General features: G+C 71.2%; 20 protein-coding genes, 1 tRNA gene, 1 pseudogene and 1 riboswitch. Of the genes and pseudogenes, 4 read left to right on the forward strand and 18 right to left on the reverse strand.

Going from position 1 to position 20,991, the window contains the following annotated elements:
- Positions 1–2: 2 nt before the first annotated feature.
- A complete protein-coding gene (locus tag AC1DE0_RS14930; protein WP_478101897.1) occupies positions 3–395 on the reverse strand; it encodes a DMT family transporter in 393 nt (130 codons plus the stop codon).
- Entirely contained in the window at positions 395–709 is a 315-nt protein-coding gene (locus AC1DE0_RS14935) for a DMT family transporter (RefSeq protein ID WP_478101899.1), read from the reverse strand. The genes AC1DE0_RS14930 and AC1DE0_RS14935 overlap by 1 nt, the downstream gene beginning before the upstream one ends.
- Before the next feature lie 10 nt (positions 710–719).
- Positions 720–784, reverse strand: a riboswitch (guanidine-III (ykkC-III) riboswitch).
- 103 nt (positions 785–887) lie between these two features.
- Between AC1DE0_RS14935 and AC1DE0_RS14940 the strand changes: the two genes are divergently transcribed.
- Entirely contained in the window at positions 888–3,194 is a 2,307-nt protein-coding gene (locus AC1DE0_RS14940) for a CHAT domain-containing protein (RefSeq protein ID WP_478101901.1), read from the forward strand.
- A 3-nt stretch (positions 3,195–3,197) separates the two neighbouring features.
- Positions 3,198–5,135: a caspase family protein gene (locus AC1DE0_RS14945; RefSeq protein ID WP_478101903.1), complete on the forward strand. Its 1,938-nt coding sequence runs from the start codon at positions 3,198–3,200 to the stop codon at positions 5,133–5,135.
- A 119-nt stretch (positions 5,136–5,254) separates the two neighbouring features.
- Here AC1DE0_RS14945 and AC1DE0_RS14950 read toward each other — a convergent pair.
- The 5 genes from AC1DE0_RS14950 to AC1DE0_RS14970 all read right to left on the reverse strand — a co-directional run bounded on the left by AC1DE0_RS14950 (position 5,255) and on the right by AC1DE0_RS14970 (position 7,327).
- A tRNA-Ala gene (locus tag AC1DE0_RS14950) sits at positions 5,255–5,327 on the reverse strand.
- Positions 5,328–5,410: 83 nt separating this feature from the next.
- Positions 5,411–6,064 carry a histidine phosphatase family protein gene (locus AC1DE0_RS14955; RefSeq protein WP_478101905.1) on the reverse strand — a complete coding sequence of 218 codons (654 nt, stop codon included), beginning with the start codon at positions 6,062–6,064 and terminating at the stop codon, positions 5,411–5,413.
- On the reverse strand, positions 6,061–6,471 hold the full coding sequence (gene rsfS / locus AC1DE0_RS14960) for a ribosome silencing factor (RefSeq protein ID WP_478101907.1): 411 nt from the start codon (positions 6,469–6,471) through the stop codon (positions 6,061–6,063). Before rsfS ends, AC1DE0_RS14955 begins: the two co-directional genes overlap by 4 nt.
- Positions 6,468–7,106 carry a nicotinate-nucleotide adenylyltransferase gene (nadD, locus tag AC1DE0_RS14965; RefSeq protein WP_478101909.1) on the reverse strand — a complete coding sequence of 213 codons (639 nt, stop codon included), beginning with the start codon at positions 7,104–7,106 and terminating at the stop codon, positions 6,468–6,470. Before nadD ends, rsfS begins: the two co-directional genes overlap by 4 nt.
- 2 nt (positions 7,107–7,108) lie before the next feature.
- The gene (locus AC1DE0_RS14970; RefSeq protein WP_478101911.1) at positions 7,109–7,327 is read right to left on the reverse strand and encodes a hypothetical protein; all 219 of its coding nucleotides are present in this window, start codon (positions 7,325–7,327) and stop codon (positions 7,109–7,111) included.
- Positions 7,328–7,690: 363 nt separating this feature from the next.
- Between AC1DE0_RS14970 and AC1DE0_RS14975 the strand changes: the two genes are divergently transcribed.
- Positions 7,691–8,836 carry a glycosyltransferase family 2 protein gene (locus AC1DE0_RS14975; protein ID WP_478101913.1) on the forward strand — a complete coding sequence of 382 codons (1,146 nt, stop codon included), beginning with the start codon at positions 7,691–7,693 and terminating at the stop codon, positions 8,834–8,836.
- Here the strand turns inward: AC1DE0_RS14975 and AC1DE0_RS14980 are convergent.
- Both AC1DE0_RS14980 and AC1DE0_RS14985 read right to left on the reverse strand, forming a co-directional pair.
- A complete protein-coding gene (locus AC1DE0_RS14980) occupies positions 8,821–9,516 on the reverse strand; it encodes a class I SAM-dependent methyltransferase (RefSeq protein ID WP_478101915.1) in 696 nt (231 codons plus the stop codon). The two genes, AC1DE0_RS14975 and AC1DE0_RS14980, sit on opposite strands and share 16 nt — an antisense overlap.
- 46 nt (positions 9,517–9,562) lie before the next feature.
- Entirely contained in the window at positions 9,563–10,846 is a 1,284-nt protein-coding gene (locus tag AC1DE0_RS14985) for a glutamate-5-semialdehyde dehydrogenase (protein ID WP_478101917.1), read from the reverse strand.
- A gap of 106 nt (positions 10,847–10,952) precedes the next feature.
- Here AC1DE0_RS14985 and proB point away from each other — a divergent pair, with 106 nt between their 5' ends.
- Positions 10,953–12,065 carry a glutamate 5-kinase gene (gene proB / locus AC1DE0_RS14990; protein ID WP_478101919.1) on the forward strand — a complete coding sequence of 371 codons (1,113 nt, stop codon included), beginning with the start codon at positions 10,953–10,955 and terminating at the stop codon, positions 12,063–12,065.
- Positions 12,066–12,236: 171 nt separating this feature from the next.
- Here the strand turns inward: proB and AC1DE0_RS14995 are convergent, their stop codons facing one another.
- The 9 genes and pseudogenes from AC1DE0_RS14995 to rplU all read right to left on the reverse strand — a co-directional run bounded on the left by AC1DE0_RS14995 (position 12,237) and on the right by rplU (position 20,969).
- Positions 12,237–13,883, reverse strand: a complete 1,647-nt coding sequence (locus AC1DE0_RS14995) for a solute symporter family protein (RefSeq protein ID WP_478101921.1) — start codon at positions 13,881–13,883, stop codon at positions 12,237–12,239.
- A complete protein-coding gene (locus tag AC1DE0_RS15000; RefSeq protein ID WP_478101923.1) occupies positions 13,880–14,167 on the reverse strand; it encodes a DUF485 domain-containing protein in 288 nt (95 codons plus the stop codon). The genes AC1DE0_RS14995 and AC1DE0_RS15000 overlap by 4 nt, the downstream gene beginning before the upstream one ends.
- Positions 14,168–14,349: 182 nt before the next feature.
- Positions 14,350–16,047: a sodium/solute symporter gene (locus AC1DE0_RS15005; protein WP_478101925.1), complete on the reverse strand. Its 1,698-nt coding sequence runs from the start codon at positions 16,045–16,047 to the stop codon at positions 14,350–14,352.
- A 31-nt stretch (positions 16,048–16,078) separates the two neighbouring features.
- Positions 16,079–16,546: a hypothetical protein gene (locus tag AC1DE0_RS15010; protein WP_478101927.1), complete on the reverse strand. Its 468-nt coding sequence runs from the start codon at positions 16,544–16,546 to the stop codon at positions 16,079–16,081.
- On the reverse strand, positions 16,543–17,328 hold the full coding sequence (locus AC1DE0_RS15015) for a LytR/AlgR family response regulator transcription factor (protein WP_478101929.1): 786 nt from the start codon (positions 17,326–17,328) through the stop codon (positions 16,543–16,545). Before AC1DE0_RS15015 ends, AC1DE0_RS15010 begins: the two co-directional genes overlap by 4 nt.
- Positions 17,325–17,933 (reverse strand): sensor histidine kinase, encoded by a 609-nt coding sequence (locus AC1DE0_RS15020; RefSeq protein ID WP_478101932.1) that lies wholly within the window; start codon positions 17,931–17,933, stop codon positions 17,325–17,327. Before AC1DE0_RS15020 ends, AC1DE0_RS15015 begins: the two co-directional genes overlap by 4 nt.
- A 742-nt stretch (positions 17,934–18,675) precedes the next feature.
- Positions 18,676–20,175 (reverse strand): annotated as a pseudogene (obgE, locus tag AC1DE0_RS15025) (GTPase ObgE); the annotation flags it as partial.
- A 168-nt stretch (positions 20,176–20,343) separates the two neighbouring features.
- A complete protein-coding gene (gene rpmA / locus AC1DE0_RS15030; RefSeq protein WP_030200289.1) occupies positions 20,344–20,613 on the reverse strand; it encodes a 50S ribosomal protein L27 in 270 nt (89 codons plus the stop codon).
- Between the two features lie 47 nt (positions 20,614–20,660).
- A complete protein-coding gene (gene rplU, locus AC1DE0_RS15035; RefSeq protein ID WP_045190103.1) occupies positions 20,661–20,969 on the reverse strand; it encodes a 50S ribosomal protein L21 in 309 nt (102 codons plus the stop codon).
- Between the last annotated feature and the right edge of the window lie 22 nt (positions 20,970–20,991).

The following is a 20,991-nucleotide window of genomic DNA, read 5'->3' on the forward strand; positions in this document are numbered from 1 at the left end:
GGTCAGGCCTCCGGCGACTCCGATCGGGCCGGCCCCGACCCGGACGCGGGGCCTGACGACTCGGGCTGGTGCGGCGTCTCGTGGCCGACCAGCTTGAGCCCGATGACAGCTCCGACGATGCCGGTCAGCAGCAGCACCCGGACGAGCGAGAAGGCCTCTCCGCCCGTGGCCATCGCCCACGTCACCGTCAGGGCGGCACCCACACCGGTCCAGACGGCATACGCCGTGCCGATCGGGATGACCCGGACCGCGCGGGCGAGCCCGACCATGCTGAGCGCGCCCGCGACGATGAAGACGCCGGTGGGAACGGGGCGGCTCAACCCGTCCGAGGCGCCCAGGGCCGAGGCCCAGACCGCCTCGAGCACGGCGCTGGCGAGAAGCACGACCCACGGCATCACGCCACCGCCTTGAGGCCGGCGACGCACGCCACGAGGACGAGGAGCAGCACGGCACGGGCCGCGCCGAGGCGTTCCTCGCCCCGCGCGACCGCGAGCAGCACGGTGCCGACGGCACCGATGCCGACCCACACGGCATACGCGGTGCCCGTGGGGAGTCCCGTCATCGCCCACGCGAGACCGAGCATGCTCAGCACGAGGGACACGGCGAAGAGAAGGGTCGGTCGGCGGCGACGGAAGCCGTCGGAGGCGGCGAGCGCAGTGGCCCAGACCGCCTCGAGCGCGCCGGAGAGGATGAGGACGAGCCAGAGCATGGCGTTCCGATCTGGCCGTCTTGTCGCTGGGCGGGTACGGCTCCCTCGTCCGCGAACGCGGCGTACGCGTTCGGCACAATTCTACCGACACGACGCGTTCGGGTCGAAACGACGTATCAGGCAGGCACCCCCGGCGTACTGTCTTCTGCAAGCGCGTTCCTGCGGACAGAGGATCGCCATGGGTCGTGAGTACTTCGACTTCGACGTCGCCGTTACCCGTGAGGGCCAGGGATATACCGCCCACGTGGTGGCGTCGCCCGCCGGTGAGACGTCGGCTCCGTTCACCCTCCCGTTCGCCGCGACCGACCTCGCGCAGTTCATGATCGCCGTCGGGCCGCCCCGGGTTGCGTCGCGCCGGCTCGTGCCGGCCGAGGCCCGGGTGGTCGACGTCAAGGAGTACGGTCGGCGGCTCGGCGACGCGCTGCTGGGCGGCGACGTCGGACGCGTCTTCCGCGAGAGCTTGACCACCGCCGGCGAGCAGGGGCGCGACCTGCGGCTGCGGCTGCGGCTCGACGCCGTGCCCGACCTCGACCCGGTGCCGTGGGAGTACCTCTACGACTCGAGGCTGGGCCGGTTCCTCACCCTGTCGCAGGAGACCCCCGTGGTCCGGCTGATCGACTCGCTGGAGCGGCCACCGGTCGTCACCGTCGACGCGCCGCTGCGCGTGCTGGTGATGGTCTCCAGTCCGAGCGACGTGCCCGCGCTTGCCGTCGACCGCGAGGAGCAGCTGCTGCGGGCCACCACCGGAGACCTGGTCGCGAGCGGCCGGCTCACCATCACGGTGCTCGACGATGCGACCCTGACCGGGTTGCAGCGGGCGCTGCTCGACGACTACCACGTGTTCCACTTCATCGGCCACGGCGGCTTCGACCCGCAGGCCCAAGAGGGCGTGCTCGTGCTCGAACGCGAGGACGGCACTGCCCACCGGGTCTCCGGCGCCCGCCTCGGAACCCTGCTCCACGACGCCCGGACGATGCAGCTGGCCGTGCTCAACGCGTGCGAGGGCGCCCGCACGTCGGGCCGCGACGCCTTCTCCGGCGTGGGGCAGGCACTCGCGCGGCAGGGGCTGCCCGCCGTCGTCGCGATGCAGACGGAGATCTCCGACCGGGCCGCCCTCGTCTTCAGCCACGAGTTCTACTGGTTCCTCACCCGGGGCCTCGGCATCGACGCCGCCATCTGCGAGGTGCGCAAGGCGATGGCCGTCTCCGACGAGGCCTCCGAGTGGGGCACCGCGGTGCTGCTGCGGTCGGGCGCCGACCAGCCGTTCAGCTTCACCGCGAGCGCCACCGCAGCAGCGGACCGTCCCGAGAGCCGGCTCGAGTCCCTCTACGACGCCGCCCAGGGAGCGATCAAGGCCGACGCCCCGGCCATGGCCCTGCCGCTGCTCGAGCAGATCGCCAGGCAGCGCCCCGACTACCAGGACGTCACGCAGCTGCTCGAGCGCGTGCGACCGGCGGCCCAGCAGGAGCTGGACGCCGGACCTGAGCCGATCCCGCGGTCCGGACCGGCCACGGCCGAGCCCACCCCGCCGATCGCGACCGAGCCGATAGTCCGGCCGATGGCGACCGAGCAGATCGCGACCGAGCCGATCCCGGCCGAGCCGAGTCCCTCCCCCACCCGCGACCAGGCGGATCGCCGCCGGCGGAAGCGGCCGGTCGGCACGTGGGTCCGGGCGATCCTGCTCGTGGTGGTGCTCGTGGCGGGCTGGTTCGCGTGGCGTGTCCTGCCGACGCTGCTGCAGAAGGCCGACCCGCTCGTGTCGGCGGCCTGCGGGTCCAGCGCGGCCAAGCCCGGGACGACCGACCTCATCATCGGCTGCGCCCCGATCGCGCCGACGGTCGACGGCTCGTTCGACGACTGGAGGTCGGTTCCGGAGCATGACATCGACGCCGCCGTCTTCGGCGCAGCCAACCGGCGGCCCGGTCTCACGGGCACGTGGCAGGGCCTGTGGGACGGCGAGGCCCTCTACCTCCACGCCGTGGTCGCCGACCCGGTCGTCACTCCGGCTGAGGGGGTGGCGCCGCAGTGGTGGAACGGCGATGCCGTCTCGTTCGAGATCGGTCCCGACGCGCGCACGCTCGGCCGCACCGCTGCCCTGCGCAAGGGACAGGACTTCCACGTCATCCTCGCCGTGCGCGGCGGCACCGACCGTCGAGCGGCGGCCGACGTCAACACGGTCGGGCTCAGCTCGAAGGGCAGGCCGGTCTTCGCGACGGGCGCCGAGCAGCCGAAGATCTCGGTCGTCGCACGCTTGGGCGACGGCGGCTACGAGCTCGAGGCGCGGGTCCCGTGGTCCGCAATCGGGCGCACCGTCGCGCCGCAACGCGGCGACGTGCTGGCGATGAACGTCAACATCAGCGACGCAAAGGGTTCCGGTGCCGACTGGACGCTGCGCACCATGCTGAGCAGCAATCCGCAACGCACCGGTCCCAACCAGAACCTGCCGGCCCGCTGGCAGAGCGTCGCGCTCGGCGACTCGGGCTGACCGGTGGCCGGCCGGCTCTATGCCCTTCTCGTCGGGATCGACGCCTACCCGTCACCGATCCCGCCCCTGTCGGGGTGTGTCAACGACGTCGACGGGATGGCGGCCCTGCTGCGAGAACGTGTCGGAGACGCGGACCTCGACCTCACCGTCCTCGTCGACGCGGAGGCGACCCGGGTGGCCGTCACCGACGGGTGCGCGCAGCACCTGGGCCGGGCCGGCCCCGAGGACGTCGCGCTCTTCTACTACAGCGGCCACGGGTCGCAGCAGGCCACGCCCGAGGAGCTCTGGGACCTCGAGCCGGACCACCGCAACGAGACCCTCGTGTGCGTCGACAGCCGCACCGAGGGCAGCTGGGACCTCGCCGACAAGGAGCTCGCCGGCCTGTTGCACGGCATCGCCTCGTCGGGCTGTCACACGCTCGTGGTCCTCGACTGCTGCCATGCCGGCGACGGCACCCGCGACGCCGACGACGTCGTGCGCCTGGCCCCGCCCGACCCGAGGCCCCGGCCGGCATCGACCTTCCTCGGCCACGACCTCGGCGAGGCAGCGCCGGCCAAGCGATCGGGGCGGTGGACCCCAGCCGGCCGGCACGTGCTGCTCGCCGCCTGCCGCTCGTCCGAGACGGCCAAGGAGGTCACGATCCAAGGCCGTCAGCGTGGGGCCCTGTCGGCGGCACTCGAGGCCGCCGTCCTGGACACGGACGGGCGACCGTCCTACAGGGACGTCCTGCGCATCGTGACCGCCGACGTGTCGAGCCGGGTGCGAGACCAGCACCCGCAGGTCGAGACCGCCGACGCGACCGAGCTCGACCGACCCTTCCTCGGCGGCGCCATCCCGTCCACGCCGCGACCGCTCACCCTGAGCCGCCTGCCCGACGGCTGGTCGATCGACTCGGGGGCCGTGCACGGCGTCCCCGCCCCGATCGGCGACGACACGACCGAGCTCGCCGTCTACCCGCTCGGCGGGGAGACTTCCGGGTCACCGCTCGCGACCGCGGCAGTCACGAAGGTGCTGCCCGATCGCAGCATCGTCGCCCTCACCCCGGCCCTCGACCCGGCCTTCGTCTACCGCGCCGTCGTGACGTCGATCCCGCTCAAGCCGGTGCTCGTCGGCGTCGTCGGCGACAGCGCGGGCACGGCCGCCCTCCGCAAGGCTGCCGACGAGGCCGACCAGACGCTCCTCGACCTCGCCGAGGGCACGGAGGCGGCGCAGGCCGACCTGCTCGTCGAGGCGACCGCCGACGGGTTCGTGATCACGCGTCCCGGCGTGACGCGACCACTCGTGCCGGTCGTCGAGGGCGACGCCAGGGAGGAACGCACCATCCGTGCGCTCGAGCAGGTGGCCCGCTGGCTGCGCCTGTCGGCCCTCGCCAACCCGGCCAGCCGCCTGCCCGACGACGCGGTGCACGTCGAGGTCGACGCCGGCACGGGGGCCGTCCGAGCGGGAGGCACCCTCACGGTCGCGTATGCCGGCAGCGCACCTCCACGGTTCACCGTACGTCTCGCGAACACCACCACCCGCCCGCTCTGGGCCGCCCTCATCGACCTCACCGAGACGTACGGCATCTTCACCGACGCCTTCCCGGCCGGGTCGGTCGCGCTCGGCCCCGGGGAGTCGACCGCCCTCGACCTCGTCGGGCAGGTCGCGGACGCCCTGTGGCAGGCCGGGACCGTGTCGCTCCGCGACCAGCTGATGGTCGTCACCAGCACGATCGAGTTCGACCCGCGCAGTCTCGAGCAGGAGGAGCTCGACGTCAGCGTGGCGCCGTCGATGACGGCGGGCGCGAACCGCAGTGCCGACACCCCGGCTGTCGCTTCGAACCTGGAGCGGGCGCTCAGCGGCACGAGGACCCGGCGGCTCGGGGCGAGCACCGGCACCGCCGCGGTCGCCGACTGGCGCACGGACTCGGTCTTCGTCGTGACCAACCGGGCCCGGCCCTGAGCCGGTGGAGCTGAGGGAGCCGTCGGCTCCGCCGCACTCCACCTCCCCCGAGTCCCCATGCTTTCCGCAAACGCAGAGAAGGACCGGACGCCAAGCGCGTCCGGTCCTTCTTCGTTTTGTGGAGCTGAGGGGACTCGAACCCCTGACCCCCTGCATGCCATGCAGGTGCGCTACCAGCTGCGCCACAGCCCCGTTCGGGTGGCCGCTCCGTGAAGCGACTGCGTAACCATAGCGAATGGTCTGCCCTTCGCCAAAATCGGGGGCGGCCCTCGGCGTCAGACGTTCCAGGGGCCGAGGTTCCAGCCACTGATGCGCCACCGGGTGAGCGCGGAGAAGCTCTTGCCGACCTCGACGAGCTCGATCCAGTGGCAGTTGCCAAGACCGCGGAAGACGGCGTCCGACACGTCCTGGTCGAGGCCGACGAGGTCGCTGGCCGCGACCCGCGCAGACACCCCGTGGGCCACCACGACGGCGGTCTCACCGGGCAGCAGCTCGCGGGCGACCTCGCGCAGGACGGCCCCGGCCCGCACGGCGACCTCGGCGCGGGTCTCGCCCGTGACACCCCGCGGCGGGTCCTCTCCGCGGTCGAGCGCGGCGACGAGGTCGGGGTACTGCTCCCGCACGTCGTCGGCGTGCATGCCCTGCCACTCCCCGACGTGCACCTCGCGCAGCCTGTCGTCGAGGCGCACCTCGACACCGGTGAGTCCGGCGATCGCGTCGGCGGTCGAGGCCGCTCGCTGGAGGTCGCTCGAGACGATGAGGACCGGGTCGTAGGCCGCGAGGTGCGGCGCCGCGGCCGCGACCTGTTCGCGCCCCAGCTCCGAGAGAGCGGTGTCCTTGTGGCCCTGCCAGACGCGCGCCGCGTTGTCGACGGTCTCGGCGTGCCGGACGAGGACGATCCGCCGCGGAGCCGGCGAACCGGACGTCACGCCTCCTCGACCTCGGGCTCTGCGTCGTCCGCCGGCTTGGCCGGTGCGTCGACGGTCGACAGGTCGATCTCCGGGCAGTCCTTCCAGAGGCGCTCGAGCGCGTAGTACTCGCGCTCCTCCTCGTGCTGCACGTGCACGATGATGTCGCCGAAGTCGATGAGCACCCAGCGTCCCTCACGCTCGCCCTCGCGCCGCACGGGCTTGCTGCCGAGGTCGCGCAGCCGGTCCTCGACCTCGTCGACGATGGCGCCGACCTGACGCTCCGACGGCGCCGACGCGATGACGAAGACGTCGGTCAGCGGCATCTGCTCGCTGACGTCGATGGCGAGCACCTTCTCGGCGAGCTTCTCCTCGGCGGCGAGGCCGGCGGCCTTGGCGAGCTGGAGCGAACGGTCTGCTGCGGTCACGGGTCTCCTTGTGGCACTGCCGACGACGTCGCCGGCGCGGGGCCTGCGCTCGCCAGGTCGGCGGCATACAGGCGGTACTTGTTGATGTACTGGACGACCCCGTCGGGGACGAGGTACCAGACCGGCTCACTGCCGGCGACGCGCACCCGGCAGTCGGTCGAGCTGATCGCCATCGCGGGCACCACCTGGAGGGTGACCCGGTGCTCCGGCAGTCCCTTGTCGGACAGCTCGTGCCCCGGCCGGGTGACGCCGACGAAGTGGGCCAGCTCGAACAGCTGCTCGGCGTCCTTCCAGGAGAGGATCTCGGCGAGGGCGTCGGCTCCGGTGATGAAGAACAGCTCGTCGTCAGGACGTTCGGCCTTGATGTCGCGCAACGTGTCGATCGTGTAGGTCGGTCCGGGCCGGTCGATGTCGACCCGGCTGACCGTGAAGCGCGGGTTGGACGCCGTCGCGATGACGGTCATCAGGTAGCGGTCCTCGGCTGGGGAGACGTGGCGGTCGGCCTTCTGCCAGGGCTGACCGGTGGGCACGAAGACGACCTCGTCGAGGTCGAAGAGCGACTGGACCTCGCTGGCGGCCACCAGGTGGCCGTGGTGGATCGGGTCGAACGTCCCACCCATGACGCCGAGGCGCATGGTCAGTGATGGGCTCCGTCGGATCCGCTCGCCGGGCCGTGCGTGCCCTCGCCGCGACGCGGCGCCTGCACCTTGTAGGCGGTGTTGCGGAAGCTCCACGTCACGGCCAGGGCCACGAGGAAGAGCGCGAAGGTGATGAGGAAGTAGGCGATCACCGGCATCGGAAGCTCGCGCGCGGCTTCCTCCCCCTCGGTGACGAGTGCGAGGACACGATCAGACATGCGGCCAGCCTAGCGCCCGGAGCCGTGCCCCGACCCACCAGCCGCCCCGGCGCCTGCCGAGGCCCGCCGCAGCCAGTCGTGCCCCACTGCCGCTCGGTGGTCAGGTCGACGTGGACGCGGACGTGCTTCGACTCGGGATAGAACCCGGCGGCATACGCCCCGTCGTGCGGCACGAGGGACACCCAGGCGTGCTCCTCGATGAAGTCCGCCCCCGGCCGCACGCAGCGGGTCCCGGCGGGCGCGTACCACCAGTGCCCGGACTCGTCCGCGCCCAGCTAGTGACCGACCCACAGGGCGCAGGCGACAGCCCGGCCACAGCGGGGTGACAGCGGCAGCCCCACCAGCGGCCGTACCCTTGTTCGCATGGTTCCTGAGTTGTCCGTGGTCATCCCGATGTACAACGAGGAGGAGGTGCTCCCCCTCCTGGTCGAACGGCTCCGTCCGCTTCTCGACGGCATGGGCACGACCTACGAGGTCGTCGCGGTCGACGACGGCAGCAAGGACCTCACCGCGGCACTGCTCCAGCGCTACCACCGTGAGTGGCCGCTGCTGCGTGTCGTGCGACTGCGCGCCAACGCCGGCCACCAGGCAGCCATCTCCGCAGGACTGGTCAGCGCCCTCGGCGACTACGTGGTCACCATCGACGCCGACCTGCAGGACCCGCCCGAGATCATCCCCGAGATGCTCGCGGCGGCGAAGGACGACGGTGTCGACGTCGTCTACGGCGTGCGCAACGACCGGTCGACCGACACGTGGTTCAAGCGCGTGTCGGCGCAGGCCTTCTACAAGCTGATCGGCCTCATGTCGCAGACCTCGGCGCACGCCGACGCCGGCGACTACCGCCTCATGTCACGGGCCACCATCGACGCCATCAACAGCCTCCCCGAGCACAACCGGGTGCTGCGCTTCATCGTGCCGGCGCTCAACTTCCCCTCCGACACGGTGGAGTACAAGCGCGAGGAGCGCGCGGCCGGCGCATCGAAGTACCCCCTCATCAAGATGGTCAAGCTCTCGCTCGACTCCCTCACGGGCTTCTCGACGGCCCCGCTGCGGCTGGCCACGTTCGCCGGCTTCGGCGGCGCGGTGCTCGCTGTCCTGCTCGTGCTCTACACCCTCATCTCGCGGTCGCAGGGGCACACCGTCGCAGGCTGGACCTCCACCGTGGCCATCGTCGCCGGCGTCGGCGCCGTCCAGCTCGTCTGCGTCGGCATCCTCGGCGAGTACATCGGCCGGATGTACTCCCACATGCAGGGGCGCCCGACCTACTTCATCGCCTACGACTCGCTCACGACCGACACAGGGGCGCACGGCCCGACCGACACGCCGTTGCCCGCGCAGCCGAGCGAGGCCCACATCCCCACGACGAGCGCGGCCGCGACGGCGTCGACGGCTGCCGCCACGGCTTCCTCCGGGCTCGCGCCGGCCACCCCGGCCGCAGCCGGGTCGGCAGCCACGGCCAACGGGTCGGCGCAGGCCGCCGAGCCCGCCCGGAGTCAGCTGCGCGGCTGAGCCCGCACCAGCAGGCTGACGCCCGGCAGCTGCTTGACCGGCAGGTAGCGCTCGGCGGTGATGATCGTGCGCAGCCCGAAGTTCACGACGGGGTGCAGGTCGTCGAGGTCAGAGCCTGAGCTCACCTTGCGACGCATCGCCACGACCGGGCGCAGCAGCACGTTCCAGGAACGCACGTCCTTGACGTCGAAGCCGCCCCGGTCGAGCAGCGAGAGCAGCCCGTCGCGGGTGTAGCGACGCACGTGGTCGACGGCCTCGTCGTGGCTCGACCACAGCTTGGGGTCGGCCGGGACCGCCACGAGGTAGGTGCCGTTGGGCTTGAGCACGCGATGCACCTCGCCGACGGCGGCGTCGTCGTCGTGCAGGTGCTCGAGCAGGTCGAAGGCCATGACGAGGTCGAGGGAGTCGTCGGCCAGCGGCAGCCGGGTGGCGTCTGCCCGAAGGGTCGCGAGACCTCGCCTCTGGGCGACCTCGGCACCGTCAGAGCCGTACTCCAGAGCCACCGCGTCCCAGCCGTGATCACGCAGGACGCGCGTGTTTCCGCCTCCCGCCGCTCCGATGTCGAGAGCGCGTCCGGGGGTGAGCCCCGAGATGGCCTTGGCCAGGAGGTGGCGCCGCTCGCGGTACCACCAGTGGTCGTCCTCCAGCTCAGCGAGCTTGCGGACCTCGGTGCCTTCCATGGACGGACATCATGCCACCCGGCCGGGGTGGGCGTTCCGGCGCCCGTCAGCGGGTGTGGCCGTCGCCCTCGACGACCCATTTCGTCGTCGTCAGCTCAGGCAGGGCCATCGGACCGCGGGCATGGAGCTTCTGCGTCGAGATGCCGATCTCGGCGCCGAAACCGAACTCGCCACCGTCGGTGAAGCGCGTACTTGCGTTGACCATGACGGCCGCTGCGTCGACCTCGGAGGTGAAGCGTCGGGCTGCCGCGCGGTCCTCCGTCACGATCGCCTCGGTGTGGCCGGTGCCGTAGCGGCGGATGCGGTCCATCGCCTCGTCGACGTCGTCGACCACGGCCACGCTCATCTCGAGGCCGTGCCACTCGGTGCCGAAGTCGGCCTCGCCGGCGAGGTCGTATGCCGCACCGGCGGCCTCGGCGTACTCGGTGACCTCGGGCGCCACGTGCAGTCGCACGCCCGCGCCGGCCAGGTCGGTGAGGGCCTTGGGCAGGAAGTCGGCGGCGACGTCGCGGTGCACGAGCAGGGACTCCGCTGCGTTGCAGACGCTCGGTCGCTGGGTCTTGGCGTTGAGGGTGATGGCCTGCGCCTTGTCGAGGTCGGCGGCGCGGTCGACGTAGACGTGGCAGACGCCGACGCCGGTCTCGATGACGGGCACGGTGGACTCGCGCACGACCGTCTGGATGAGGTCGGCTCCGCCGCGCGGGATGACCAGGTCGACGCGGCCCCGGGCGGTCATCAGGGCCCGGGCGGCGTCGCGACCACCCTCCTCGAGCAGGGTGATGGCTTCAACCGGAAGCCCTTGCGCCGCAAGGGAGTCGCGCATCGCCTGGACGAGGGCGTGGTTGCTGCTGGCCGCGGCGGACCCGCCTCGCAGCAGAACCGCGTTGCCGGACTTCAGGCAGAGACCGGCGGCGTCCACCGTGACGTTGGGCCGCGCCTCGTAGATCATCCCGATGACGCCCATGGGGACGCGCACCTGCCGGATCTGGAGGCCGTTGGCGAGCGTCGAGCCGCGGACGATCTCGCCGACCGGATCGGGCAGGGCGGCCACGTCGCGCAAGGCCTGGGCCACCGCGGCGACGCGTGCCTCGTCGAGACGAAGGCGGTCCTGCAGGCTCTCGCTCATGCCACCGGCCCGACCGCGCTCGATGTCCTCCGCGTTGGCCTCGATGATCGCCGGGGTGGCGGCCTCGACGGCATCCGCGAGGCGCAGCAGCACGGCGTCCTTCTCGGCGCGGGACATGAGGGCGAGCCGCCGGGAGGCGACGCGGGCCCGCTCGGCGAGCGCCGTCACCTGTTCGACGACGGCGGGATCGATCGTCTGGGACATGCGACCAGCGTAATTCGTGCCGGCGTAGGCGCGCCGAGGCTTCCGCGCCATGGACGACATGTGGTCGCTCCGACTGCCGGCCGACGGCCGTCACTAGGCTGGCCACGTGTCTCCTCGGTCCGTCATCAGCAGCGCGCGCCGACTCGTCATCAAGGTCGGCTCGAGCTCGCTGACGGGGGTCGACGGGGGCCTCGACCACGCGCGGCTCGTGGCTCTCTCCAACGCCCTCGCCCGCAAGCACCTCGACGGCACGCAGATCGTCCTGGTCAGCTCGGGCGCCATCGCGGCCGGCATCCACCCGCTAGGCCTCGCCACCCGTCCCCGTGACCTCGCGACCCAGCAGGCAGCGGCCTCCGTCGGCCAGGGGGCGCTCCTGGCGGCATACACCCTCGCGTTCGCCGGGCACGACATCACCGTCGGCCAGGTGCTGCTCACCGCCGACGACGTCACCCGACGCACCCACTACGCGAACGCCCGCCGCACGCTCGAGCGCCTGCTCGACCTCGGGGTCCTGCCGATCGTCAACGAGAACGACACGGTCGCCACGAGCGAGATCCGGTTCGGCGACAACGACCGGCTCGCCGCGCTCGTCGCGCACCTCATCGACGCCGACGCCCTCGTGCTGCTCTCCGACGTCGACGCGCTCTACGACGGACCCCCGAGCCATCCTGGCGCCCAACGGATTCCGATCGTGCGCGGCCCCCACGACCTCGTCGACGTCGTGATCGGCGGCACGGGGTCGAAGGTCGGCACCGGCGGCATGACGACGAAGATCGAGGCCGCACGCATCGCCACCGCCGCCGGGGTCATCACCTCGGTGACCGCCGCCGACCGTGTCACCCAGGTGCTCGCAGGCGAGGACGTCGGCACGGTCTTCCTCCCCATCGGCGTGCGTGGCCGATCGCGCCGGCTCTGGCTGCAGCACGCCACCACCGCGCGCGGACGCCTCGTCATCGACGACGGCGCCGTGGCCGCACTGGTGCACCGCAAGAAGTCGCTGCTCCCCGCCGGCATCACCGCGGTCGAGGGCAGCTTCCACGACGGCGACCCGGTCGACGTCTGCTCACCCGACGGCACGCCCGTCGCGCGGGGCCTCGTCAACTACGACTCGAACGAGCTGCCCGCCCTGCTCGGCCGGTCCACCAAGGACCTCGCCCACGACCTCGGGCCCGAGTACGAGCGAGAGGTCATCCACCGCGACGACCTCGTCATCCTCTGACCCGCGACGGTGGCACGTGTGCGCGGTTCGGCCAGGAGTGGGCGACGCACCGTCCATCCGTAGCGGAAGCCCGCACCTCTGACGGCAGAGTGCACCCCGGACATGCGGGTGGCCGTGCACCTCGCGGTGCACGGCCACCCGACCACTGGTCGCTCCCCTGTCGATGCGACCTCAGTGCTTGGTCGCTGCTTCGGCGCCGTGGCCGGTGAGCGAGCGGACCTCCATCTCGGCGTACTTCGCCGCGTTGTACTCCTTGCTCGTGACGGTGCCGATGTAGCCGAGCAGGAAACCGAGCGGGATCGAGATGATGCCCGGGTTGTCGAGCGGGAACCAGTGGAAGTCGACGCCCTGGAGCATCGAGGGGCTCTTCTTGGTGACCGGGTCGATGGCCTTGCCCGAGACGACCGGGCTGAAGACGATGAGCGTGATCGCGCTGACCAGGCCGCCGTAGATGCTCCACAGCGCACCGCGAGTGTTGAACCGCTTCCAGAACAGCGAGTAGAGGATCGTCGGCAGGTTCGCGCTCGCGGCGATGGCGAAGGCGAGGGCGACGAGGAACGCGATGTTCTGTCCGAGGGCGAAGATGCCACCGACGATCGCGATCGCGCCGAGCACGAGTGCCGCGATGCGGGCGACCTTGACCTCCTCCTCCGGCGTGGCCCGGCCCTGCTTCACGACGGTGTTGTAGATGTCGTGCGACAGGGAGGCGCTGGCCGTGATGGTGAGCCCCGCGACCACCGCGAGGATCGTCGCGAACGCCACGGCGGAGATGATGCCGAGGAGGATCTCGCCACCGAGCTTGAAGGCGAGCAGCGGGGCGGCGGAGTTCACGGCGCCGGGCGCGTTCTTGATCTCTGCGGCACCGACGAGGTCGGCTGCACCGAAGCCCAGCACCAGCGTGAACAGGTAGAAGATGCCGATGAGCCAGATCGCCCAGACGACCGAGCGACGGGCCTCGCGCGAGGTCGGCACCGTGTAGAAGCGCATCAGCACGTGGGGCAGGCCCGCGGTGCCGAACACCAGCGCCATCGACAGCGAGATGAAGTCGATCGGGTTCTTGTACTGCAGCCCGGGCTGGAGCAGGTCCTTGCCGCCGGCGGACTGCGAGGCCGTCGAGGCGTCACCGAGCAGCGAGCTGAGGTTGAGTCCGAACTTGCCGAGCACCCAGACCGTCATGATGCCGGCGCCGATGATGAGCAGCACGGCCTTGATGATCTGCACCCAGGTCGTGCCCTTCATGCCGCCGTAGATGACGTAGAAGATCATGATGATGCCGACCACGACGATGACCAGCCGCTGGCCGACCGCACCCTCGATGCCGAGCAGCAGCGCCACCAGGCCGCCTGCTCCGGCCATCTGGGCGAGCAGGTAGAAGAACGAGACGACGAGGGTCGAGATGGCAGCCGCGATGCGCACCGGGCGCTGTCGCAGCCGGAAGCTGAGCACGTCGGCCATCGTGTACTTACCGACGTTGCGCAGCAGCTCGGCGACGAGCAGCAGGGCGACGAGCCAGGCGACGAGGAAGCCGATCGAGTAGAGGAAGCCGTCGTAGCCGTTGAGCGCGATGGCGCCCGCGATGCCGAGGAACGATGCGGCAGAGAGGTAGTCGCCGGCGATGGCGATGCCGTTCTGCCGACCGGTGAAGGCACGACCGCCGGCGTAGTACTCGGCCGCGCTGCGGTTGTTGCGTGACGCACGGATGACGATCGCGAGGGTCACGACGACGAACAGGGCGAAGATGCCGATGTTGATCGCCGGGTTGCCGACGGTGGTCGCCGCTGGTGCGATGGACGGGGCGGACACGACGAGCGCGCTCACTTCTGCTCCCCCATCTTGCGGGCGAGGGCTTCGGCCTCGGGGTCGAAGACGCGGTCGGCCCAGCGGGCGTAGACCATCGTGATCACGAAGGTCGACACGAACTGCAGGAGCCCCAGGATCAGGCCCCACGTCACGTTGCCGACGACACGGGTGCCCATGAAGTCCCTGGCGAACACGGACAGCAGGACGTAGAGGAAGTACCACGCGAGGAAAAGCGCGGTCAGCGGGAAGACGAACTTGCGGAACTTGCTACGCAGCTGGGCGAACTCGTCTGAGTTCTGCATGGCGACATTGGCGTCGTCCACCACGCGCTCTGGAGCTTCTTTGCTCACGGGCCACCTCCGGGGCGGTTGGTCGTCACGGCCACACGGCCGGCGACACCCAAGGTAGGAGCGCGCGAGCTCCCCCGGCAGCCGCAGCATCCGGGCCATCGCCCAGTGGCGCCGAGCGCTCGCCGTGCGCGGGATCAGCTGCGACGAACGGTCGTTCCCGGGCGACGAGCGGTCGGCTCACCGTTCCCGTATGCCGGATGCTGCCCCGTCGGCGTCGGCGTCGCCGCGGTCGCGGGGTCGGTCGGCTCAGAGGAAGGCCGGGCCGTGGCGGCGTCGAGCGAGGCGCCAACGGCGCGGGCGGGCCTGCGGTTCCAGCGTTCTGGGTGGAACGAGCCACGGTTGAGGTCGATGTGCTCCGGAGCGTGGAGCCGGACCATCGTCTGGGCCACGTGCTCGGGAGCCCGCGACCGGGTCGCGAGCGAGACGAGAACCATCGTCGCGAACGACAGGGGCACGCTGACGGCTGCCGGCTGCGTCATGACGACACCGAACCACCCGGCGCTGCCGAGACCGAACGTCGTCGAGAGCACCGCGCCCATCGAGAGCCCACCGCCGACGAGCAGACCTGCCATCGCGCCAGCGGCGGTCAGCCCGCGCCACCAGATGCCGAGCAGGAGCATCGGGCAGAACGTCGACGCGGCGACGGCGAACGTCAGCTCGACCGCTCTGGCCACCGGGACGCCTGCGGCCACGAGGGTGAGCCCGAGCGAGACGGCGACGACGATGACGGTCGAGATGCGGAAGGCGCGAATTCCCTGACGGTGACCACCTCCCCACCGCACGAGGTCCTGGCTCAGCACTCCTGCGACAGAGACGACCAGGCCGGTGGACGTGGACAGGAAGGCGGCGAACGCGCCGGCGGCCAGCAGCGCCGTGAGCCCCTCGGCCAGTGGCCCGTCGAAGACCCGGCTCGGCAGCTCGAGCACCACCGAGTCGGCACGGCCGGCAGCCACGAGGTCGGAGGCGAACCAGCGCCCGAGCGCGCCATAGGCGACCGGCAGCAGGTAGAAGCCGGACAGGATCACGAGCACCGCGAGCGTCGTGCGGCGCGAGGCCCGGCCGTCGGGGTTGGTGTAGAAGCGGACGACGACGTGGGGCAGCCCCATCGTGCCGAAGAAGGTCGCGAGCACGAGCGAGTAGGTGAGGTAGAGCGCGTTGTCGCCACCGAGCGGCTCGACCCAGTCGGAGACGAAGACGGCGCCGACGTCGGGACCGCCGCTGCGCGAGCCGACGGCGCCGAGGAAGAAGAAGAGCGGCGTCAGCAGGGCGAACAGCTTGAGCCAGTAGTGGAATGCCTGCACGAGCGTGACGCTGCGCATGCCGCCGGGCAGCACGTTGAGGCAGACGACGAGGGCGACCACGAGCTGTCCGGTCCAGGACGGCGCCCCCGTCAGGGTGCGCAGGGTCAGGCCCGCACCCTGGAACTGCGGGATGAGGTAGAGAAGGCCGATGGCCACCACGAGCAGGCTCGAGACCCGGCGCGCGACGACGGACTCCAGCCGCAGCTGGGCGAAGTCGGGCAGCGTGTAGGCCCCGGAGCGGCGCAGCGGTGCCGCGACGAAGACCAGCAGCAGCAGGTAGCCCGCGGTCCAGCCGATCGGCAGCCACAGCATGTCGACACCACGAGCCAGGATGAGACCGGCAACGCCGAGGAACGATGCGGCAGAGAGGTACTCGCCGCTGATCGCGGACGCGTTGAGCACCGGGCTGACGCCCCGGGACGCGACGTAGAAGTCGCTCATGGTGCGGGAGAGACGCAGCCCGAAGGCGCCGACGCCGAGCGACGCGATCGACACGAGGATGACGGCGACGATGCTGGCGGTGTTGCTCACGACTCGCTCCCCCACGTTGCGCGCACGGCCCTCACCGGCCCTCGAGCAGGTCGCTGAAAGTCGCCTCGTTGCGCTCGGCGCGCCGCACGTAGACCCACCCGAGCGTGATGATCTCGGCGAACGCCACGACGGTGAGAAGCAGCCACGGCAGGGGCACCCCGAGCAGGTCGATGCGTCCGAGCTCGGGGAAGAGGTGGAACGCGAGCGGGAGCAGCCCGAGGGTCGACGTGAGCACGAGCAGCACCCCGAGGGCGAGGCGCAGCTGGCTGCGCATGAGGGAGGTGATGTAGACCTCGCCGAGCCGGGTCTGCTCGTCGATCTCGGAGGCGATCGAGACCGTACGCGTGCGCGCGGCCGAGGTGCGCGGGCTCGTCACCCGCACCCTCGCGCGCGGCGGACGGGCATCGGGCGTACGCGGGTCGGAGCCCGGCGGGTCGACCTGCGGGCGCTCCCCCTCACCCGGCGGCATACGGCCTGGGGCTGCGTGGTGCTCGCTCACGACCCACCCCGCCCGAGCGGCTGCGCGCGGCGCACCAGCAGGTCGCGCAGGGCGCGGGTGTGCCGACGGCTCACGACGAGCTCGTGGCCGCCCACGACGACCGTCGTGCGACCACCCTCCGTGCGCCACTCGCTGATGTGGCCGAGGGCGACGAGCGAGGACCGGTGGATCCGCACGAACCCGGCCTCGCGCCACTGGTCGGCGAGCGTCGACAGCGGCACGCGCACGAGGTGGCTCTCGCCGGCCGTGTGCAGACGCGCGTAGTCGCCCTGGGCCTCGACGTAGAGCACCTCCGACCGCGGAACGAGCCGGCTGACCCCGGCCAGCTCCACGACGATCTGCTCGTCGTCGTCGGTCTCGGCCGCGCTCTCACGGCCGTGCAGCTGGCGCACCACGCGGCGTACGGCCTGGTCGAGCCGCTCGTCACGCACCGGCTTGAGCACGTAGTCGACGACGTTGAGCTCGAACGCATCCACCGCGTGCTGCTCGTGCGCAGTGACGAAGACAACGGGTGGCTGCGTCGAGAACCGCGAGAGGACGCGCGCGAGGTCGAGTCCGCTGAGGCCGGGCATCTGCACGTCCATGAAGATCGCGTCGACCTGCTGCTCGTGCAGCACCCGCAGCGCGGCCTCACCCGACCCGGCGGGCACGACCTGGCGCACGCACGCGTGGCGACCCAGCATCCAGACGAGCTCGTCGAGGGCAGGAGCCTCGTCGTCGACGGCGAGCACCCGGAGCAGCTGGTTGCCGTCGGTCTCCGGGCTGTTCGGACCGGTGCTCACACGTGCACCCCCGGCCTGAACTTCGGCAGCCGTACGACCACCTTGGTGCCCGCTCCCGGTGCCGTCTCGACGACGAGCCCGTAGTCGTCGCCGAACGCCGTGCGGAGCCGCTCGTCAACGTTGGCCAGCCCCACGGAGTCGCTGCCGGGATCGCCCGCGAGCACCCGGCGTACGCGCTCGGGGTCCTCCCCGACCCCGTTGTCCTCGATCGTCACGACGCACTCGTGGTCGACGTCCTGGGCGAGGATGCTGATCTGCCCGTCGCCGGCGCGGCCCTCGATGCCGTGCTGCACGGCGTTCTCGACGAGCGGCTGCAGGCAGAGGAACGGCACGACGACGGGCAGCACCTCGGGAGCGACCCTCACGGTGACGGTCAGCCGGTCGCCGAACCGGGCCTTCTCGATGACGAGATAGGCCTCGATGGAGCGCAGCTCCTCGGCGAGCGTCGTGAACTCGCCGTGCCGACGGAAGGAGTAGCGCGTGAACTCGGCGAGGTCGACGAGCAGCTCACGGGCCCGCTCCGGGTCGGTGCGGGTGAACGACGCGATCGCGGTGAGCGAGTTGTAGATGAAGTGCGGGCTGATCTGGGCGCGCAGGGCACGCACCTCGGCCTCCATGAGGCGGGTGCGCGAGGCATCGAGCTCGGCCAGCTCGAGCTGCCCCGAGACCCAGCGAGCCACCTCTGTGGTCGCACGCACCAGCCCCGCGGAGGCGTTGCCCGTGAAGACCTGCAGGGTGCCGACGACCTTCTCGTCGACGTCCAACGGCGCGACGATCGCCTGCCTGATGACGCACGACGCCTCGAGGCACGACACGTCGGCGCCGTCCACGACCGTCGTGCGACCGTGGCCGAGAGTGCCCGCGGAGATGACGGCCGGCTGGTGCGAGTGGTGCGACCGTCCGCCGTCCCAGGCGAGCAGGCCACTCGTGTCGGTCATCGCCACGGCCGGCGCCCCGAGCAGGGATCGCAGGTGCTTGAGCGAGCGCTCGGCCGCCGCCGGGGTGAGGCCCGACCGCAACGGTGGCGAGGCCAGCAGGGCGGTGTGCAGGGTGCGGTAGGTGGCGCGGTCGGCCTCGGTGCCGAGGTGACCGCGACGCCACAACGCGCCCCACGAGCTCATGCGGACACCCTAAGGTGCGGAGCGACGACGCAGGCCGGCATCCGCCATCGCGCACGCGCTCGGCCCCGCAGATCCTCGTCGAGTGCCCACTTTCCGACGTAGGCAATTGCGCCTTGGACTGACCTAAGCCGTCGAGAACTGCGCACTCGACCGACGTACGCCGTCGAGAACTGCGCACTCGGCGTGGGGCGAGCTGGTCTACCGTCGAGTGSCCACGGTCGAGGTGCCACAGGCCGGAACGACGCTCGGCCTCGAGCTCCTCCTGGGTGGCGGCGCGCGCGGCGTACCGGTCCTTCTGGGCCTCGCGCTTCTCGTCGCGGGTCGGGCGTGAACCCTCCGCGAGCCGGAGGTCGGTGCCGCGCGAGCCGAGCAGCTCGGCGCCGGCCTGCAGGGTCGGCTCCCAGTCGAAGACGACGGCATCCTCGGCGGTGCCGATGACGACCGTGTCGCCGGCGACGGCGCCGACCTTGTAGAGCTCGTCCTCGACGCCGAGGCGACCGAGCCGGTCGGCGAGGTAGCCGACGGCCTCGTCGTTGCTGAAGTCCGTCTGGCGCACCCAGCGGTACGGCCGCTCCCCCGCGACCCGGAAGATCGGCCCGTCGGGTCCGTTCTCCTTGACGATCGTGAAGCCCTTGTCGTCGACCGACTTCGGCCGCAGCACGACGCGCTTCGGGACGGCGGCCTCGGCCTCGACCTCCGCGCGGGCGGCCTCGACGTGCCGGGCCATCGCGTAGGTCAGCTCGTTTAGGCCCTGGTGGGCCACCGCCGAGACGATGAAGACCTCGATGCCGCGCGCCTCGAGGTCGGGCTTGACCATCTCGGCGAGCTCGCGGGCCTCGGGCACGTCGGCCTTGTTGAGCACGACGATGCGGGTGCGGTCGGAGAGCGGCTTGCCGCCGAGGTCGGCGTCGGGCACGTAGAGCGACAGCTCGTTCTCGATGACGTCGAGGTCGGACATCGGGTCGCGGCCCGGCTCGAGCGTCGCGCAGTCGATGACGTGGACGAGCACCGAGCAGCGCTCGACGTGGCGCAGGAACTCGAGGCCGAGCCCCTTGCCCTCGTGCGCGCCGGGGATGAGACCGGGCACGTCGGCGACGGTGAAGCGGGCCGAGCCGGCGGTGACGACGCCGAGGTTGGGCACGAGGGTTGTGAACGGGTAGTCGGCGATCTTCGGCTTGGCGGCCGACAGCACCGACACGAGCGACGACTTGCCGGCGCTCGGGAAGCCGATGAGCGCGACGTCGGCGAGCGTCTTGAGCTCGAGGACGACGTCGACCTCCTCGCCCGGCTCGCCGAGCAGGGCGAAGCCGGGCGCCTTGCGGCGGGCCGACGACAGGGCCCTGTTGCCGAGACCACCGCGGCCACCGCGCGCGATGACGTGCTCGGTGCCCATGCCGACGAGGTCCATGATGATGCGGCCCTCGGCGTCCTTGACGACCGTGCCCTCGGGCACAGACAGCACGAGGTCGTCGCCGTCGGCGCCGTTCTTCTCGTCACCAGCACCGGGCAGGCCGTTGACCGCCTTGCGGTGGGGGTGGCGGTGGTAGTCGAGCAGCGTCGTCGCCTGGGGGTCGACGCGGAGGATGACGGAACCACCGTGGCCGCCGTTGCCGCCATCGGGACCGCCCAGCGGCTTGAACTTCTCGCGCTTGACGGAGGCCACACCGTGGCCGCCGGCGCCGGCGCTGAGGTGCAGCACGACGCGGTCGACGAAGGTCACTGCCATGGGGGTCACTCTTCCAGATCAAGGTGGGCTGACGACGTTCCGGAATGAGGTGGCGCTCGCAAGCTCGCGAGTGCCACCTCCCCGGCTCCAGCCATCAGCCGGGAAAGGCGGAAGGGCGGGCCGCGCGGGCCCGCCCTTCCGGATGAAACTCAGTCGGTGATCAGGCGATCACTCAGCAGCGGCCGTCTCCGGCTGCTCGATGTTCACGGTCTTGCGGCCGCGCTTGGTGCCGAACTTGACGGCGCCGGCGACGAGGGCGAACAGCGTGTCGTCGCCACCGCGACCGACGCCCTCACCCGGGTGGAAGTGCGTGCCGCGCTGACGGACGAGGATCTCGCCCGCGTTGACCTTCTGGCCACCGAAACGCTTGACGCCGAGGAACTGTGCGTTCGAGTCGCGACCGTTGCGGGTCGAGGACGCACCCTTCTTGTGTGCCATGTCAGTTACTCCTTGAGAGGTTCTGTGCCGAGCCGGTCAGGCGTCGATCACGCGGTGATGTCAGTGATCTTGACCTGGGTCAGCGGCTGGCGGTGACCCTGACGCTTGCGGTAGCCGGTCTTGTTCTTGTACTTCATGATGACGATCTTGGGGCCCTTGGCGGCCTTGACGACCTCAGCCTTGACCGACACCTTGGACAGCTTGTCGGCGTCGGACGTGACGGTCGTGCCGTCCACGAGGAGCAGCGGCGTGAGCTCGATGGCATCGCCGGGCTGACCCGTCACCTTGTCGACGAGCAGGACATCGCCCACCGACACCTTTTCCTGGCGACCGCCAGCGCGAACAATCGCGTACACAGTGAAACTCACTCTCTCATCA

Source organism: Terrabacter sp. 05T424 (assembly GCF_056396225.1).

Excerpts from the sequence above, each read along its gene's own strand:
- AC1DE0_RS14930 (WP_478101897.1), bottom strand. The coding sequence starts at position 395 with ATGCCGTGGGTCGTGCTTCTCGCCAGCGCCGTGCTCGAGGCGGTCTGG.
- AC1DE0_RS14935 (WP_478101899.1), bottom strand. The coding sequence starts at position 709 with ATGCTCTGGCTCGTCCTCATCCTCTCCGGCGCGCTCGAGGCGGTCTGG.
- AC1DE0_RS14940 (WP_478101901.1), top strand. The coding sequence starts at position 888 with ATGGGTCGTGAGTACTTCGACTTCGACGTCGCCGTTACCCGTGAGGGC.
- nadD (WP_478101909.1), bottom strand. The coding sequence starts at position 7,106 with ATGCGCCTCGGCGTCATGGGTGGGACGTTCGACCCGATCCACCACGGC.
- AC1DE0_RS14970 (WP_478101911.1), bottom strand. The coding sequence starts at position 7,327 with ATGTCTGATCGTGTCCTCGCACTCGTCACCGAGGGGGAGGAAGCCGCG.
- AC1DE0_RS14975 (WP_478101913.1), top strand. The coding sequence starts at position 7,691 with ATGGTTCCTGAGTTGTCCGTGGTCATCCCGATGTACAACGAGGAGGAG.
- AC1DE0_RS14980 (WP_478101915.1), bottom strand. The coding sequence starts at position 9,516 with ATGGAAGGCACCGAGGTCCGCAAGCTCGCTGAGCTGGAGGACGACCAC.
- AC1DE0_RS14985 (WP_478101917.1), bottom strand. The coding sequence starts at position 10,846 with ATGTCCCAGACGATCGATCCCGCCGTCGTCGAACAGGTGACGGCGCTC.
- AC1DE0_RS15000 (WP_478101923.1), bottom strand. The coding sequence starts at position 14,167 with ATGCAGAACTCAGACGAGTTCGCCCAGCTGCGTAGCAAGTTCCGCAAG.
- rpmA (WP_030200289.1), bottom strand. The coding sequence starts at position 20,613 with ATGGCACACAAGAAGGGTGCGTCCTCGACCCGCAACGGTCGCGACTCG.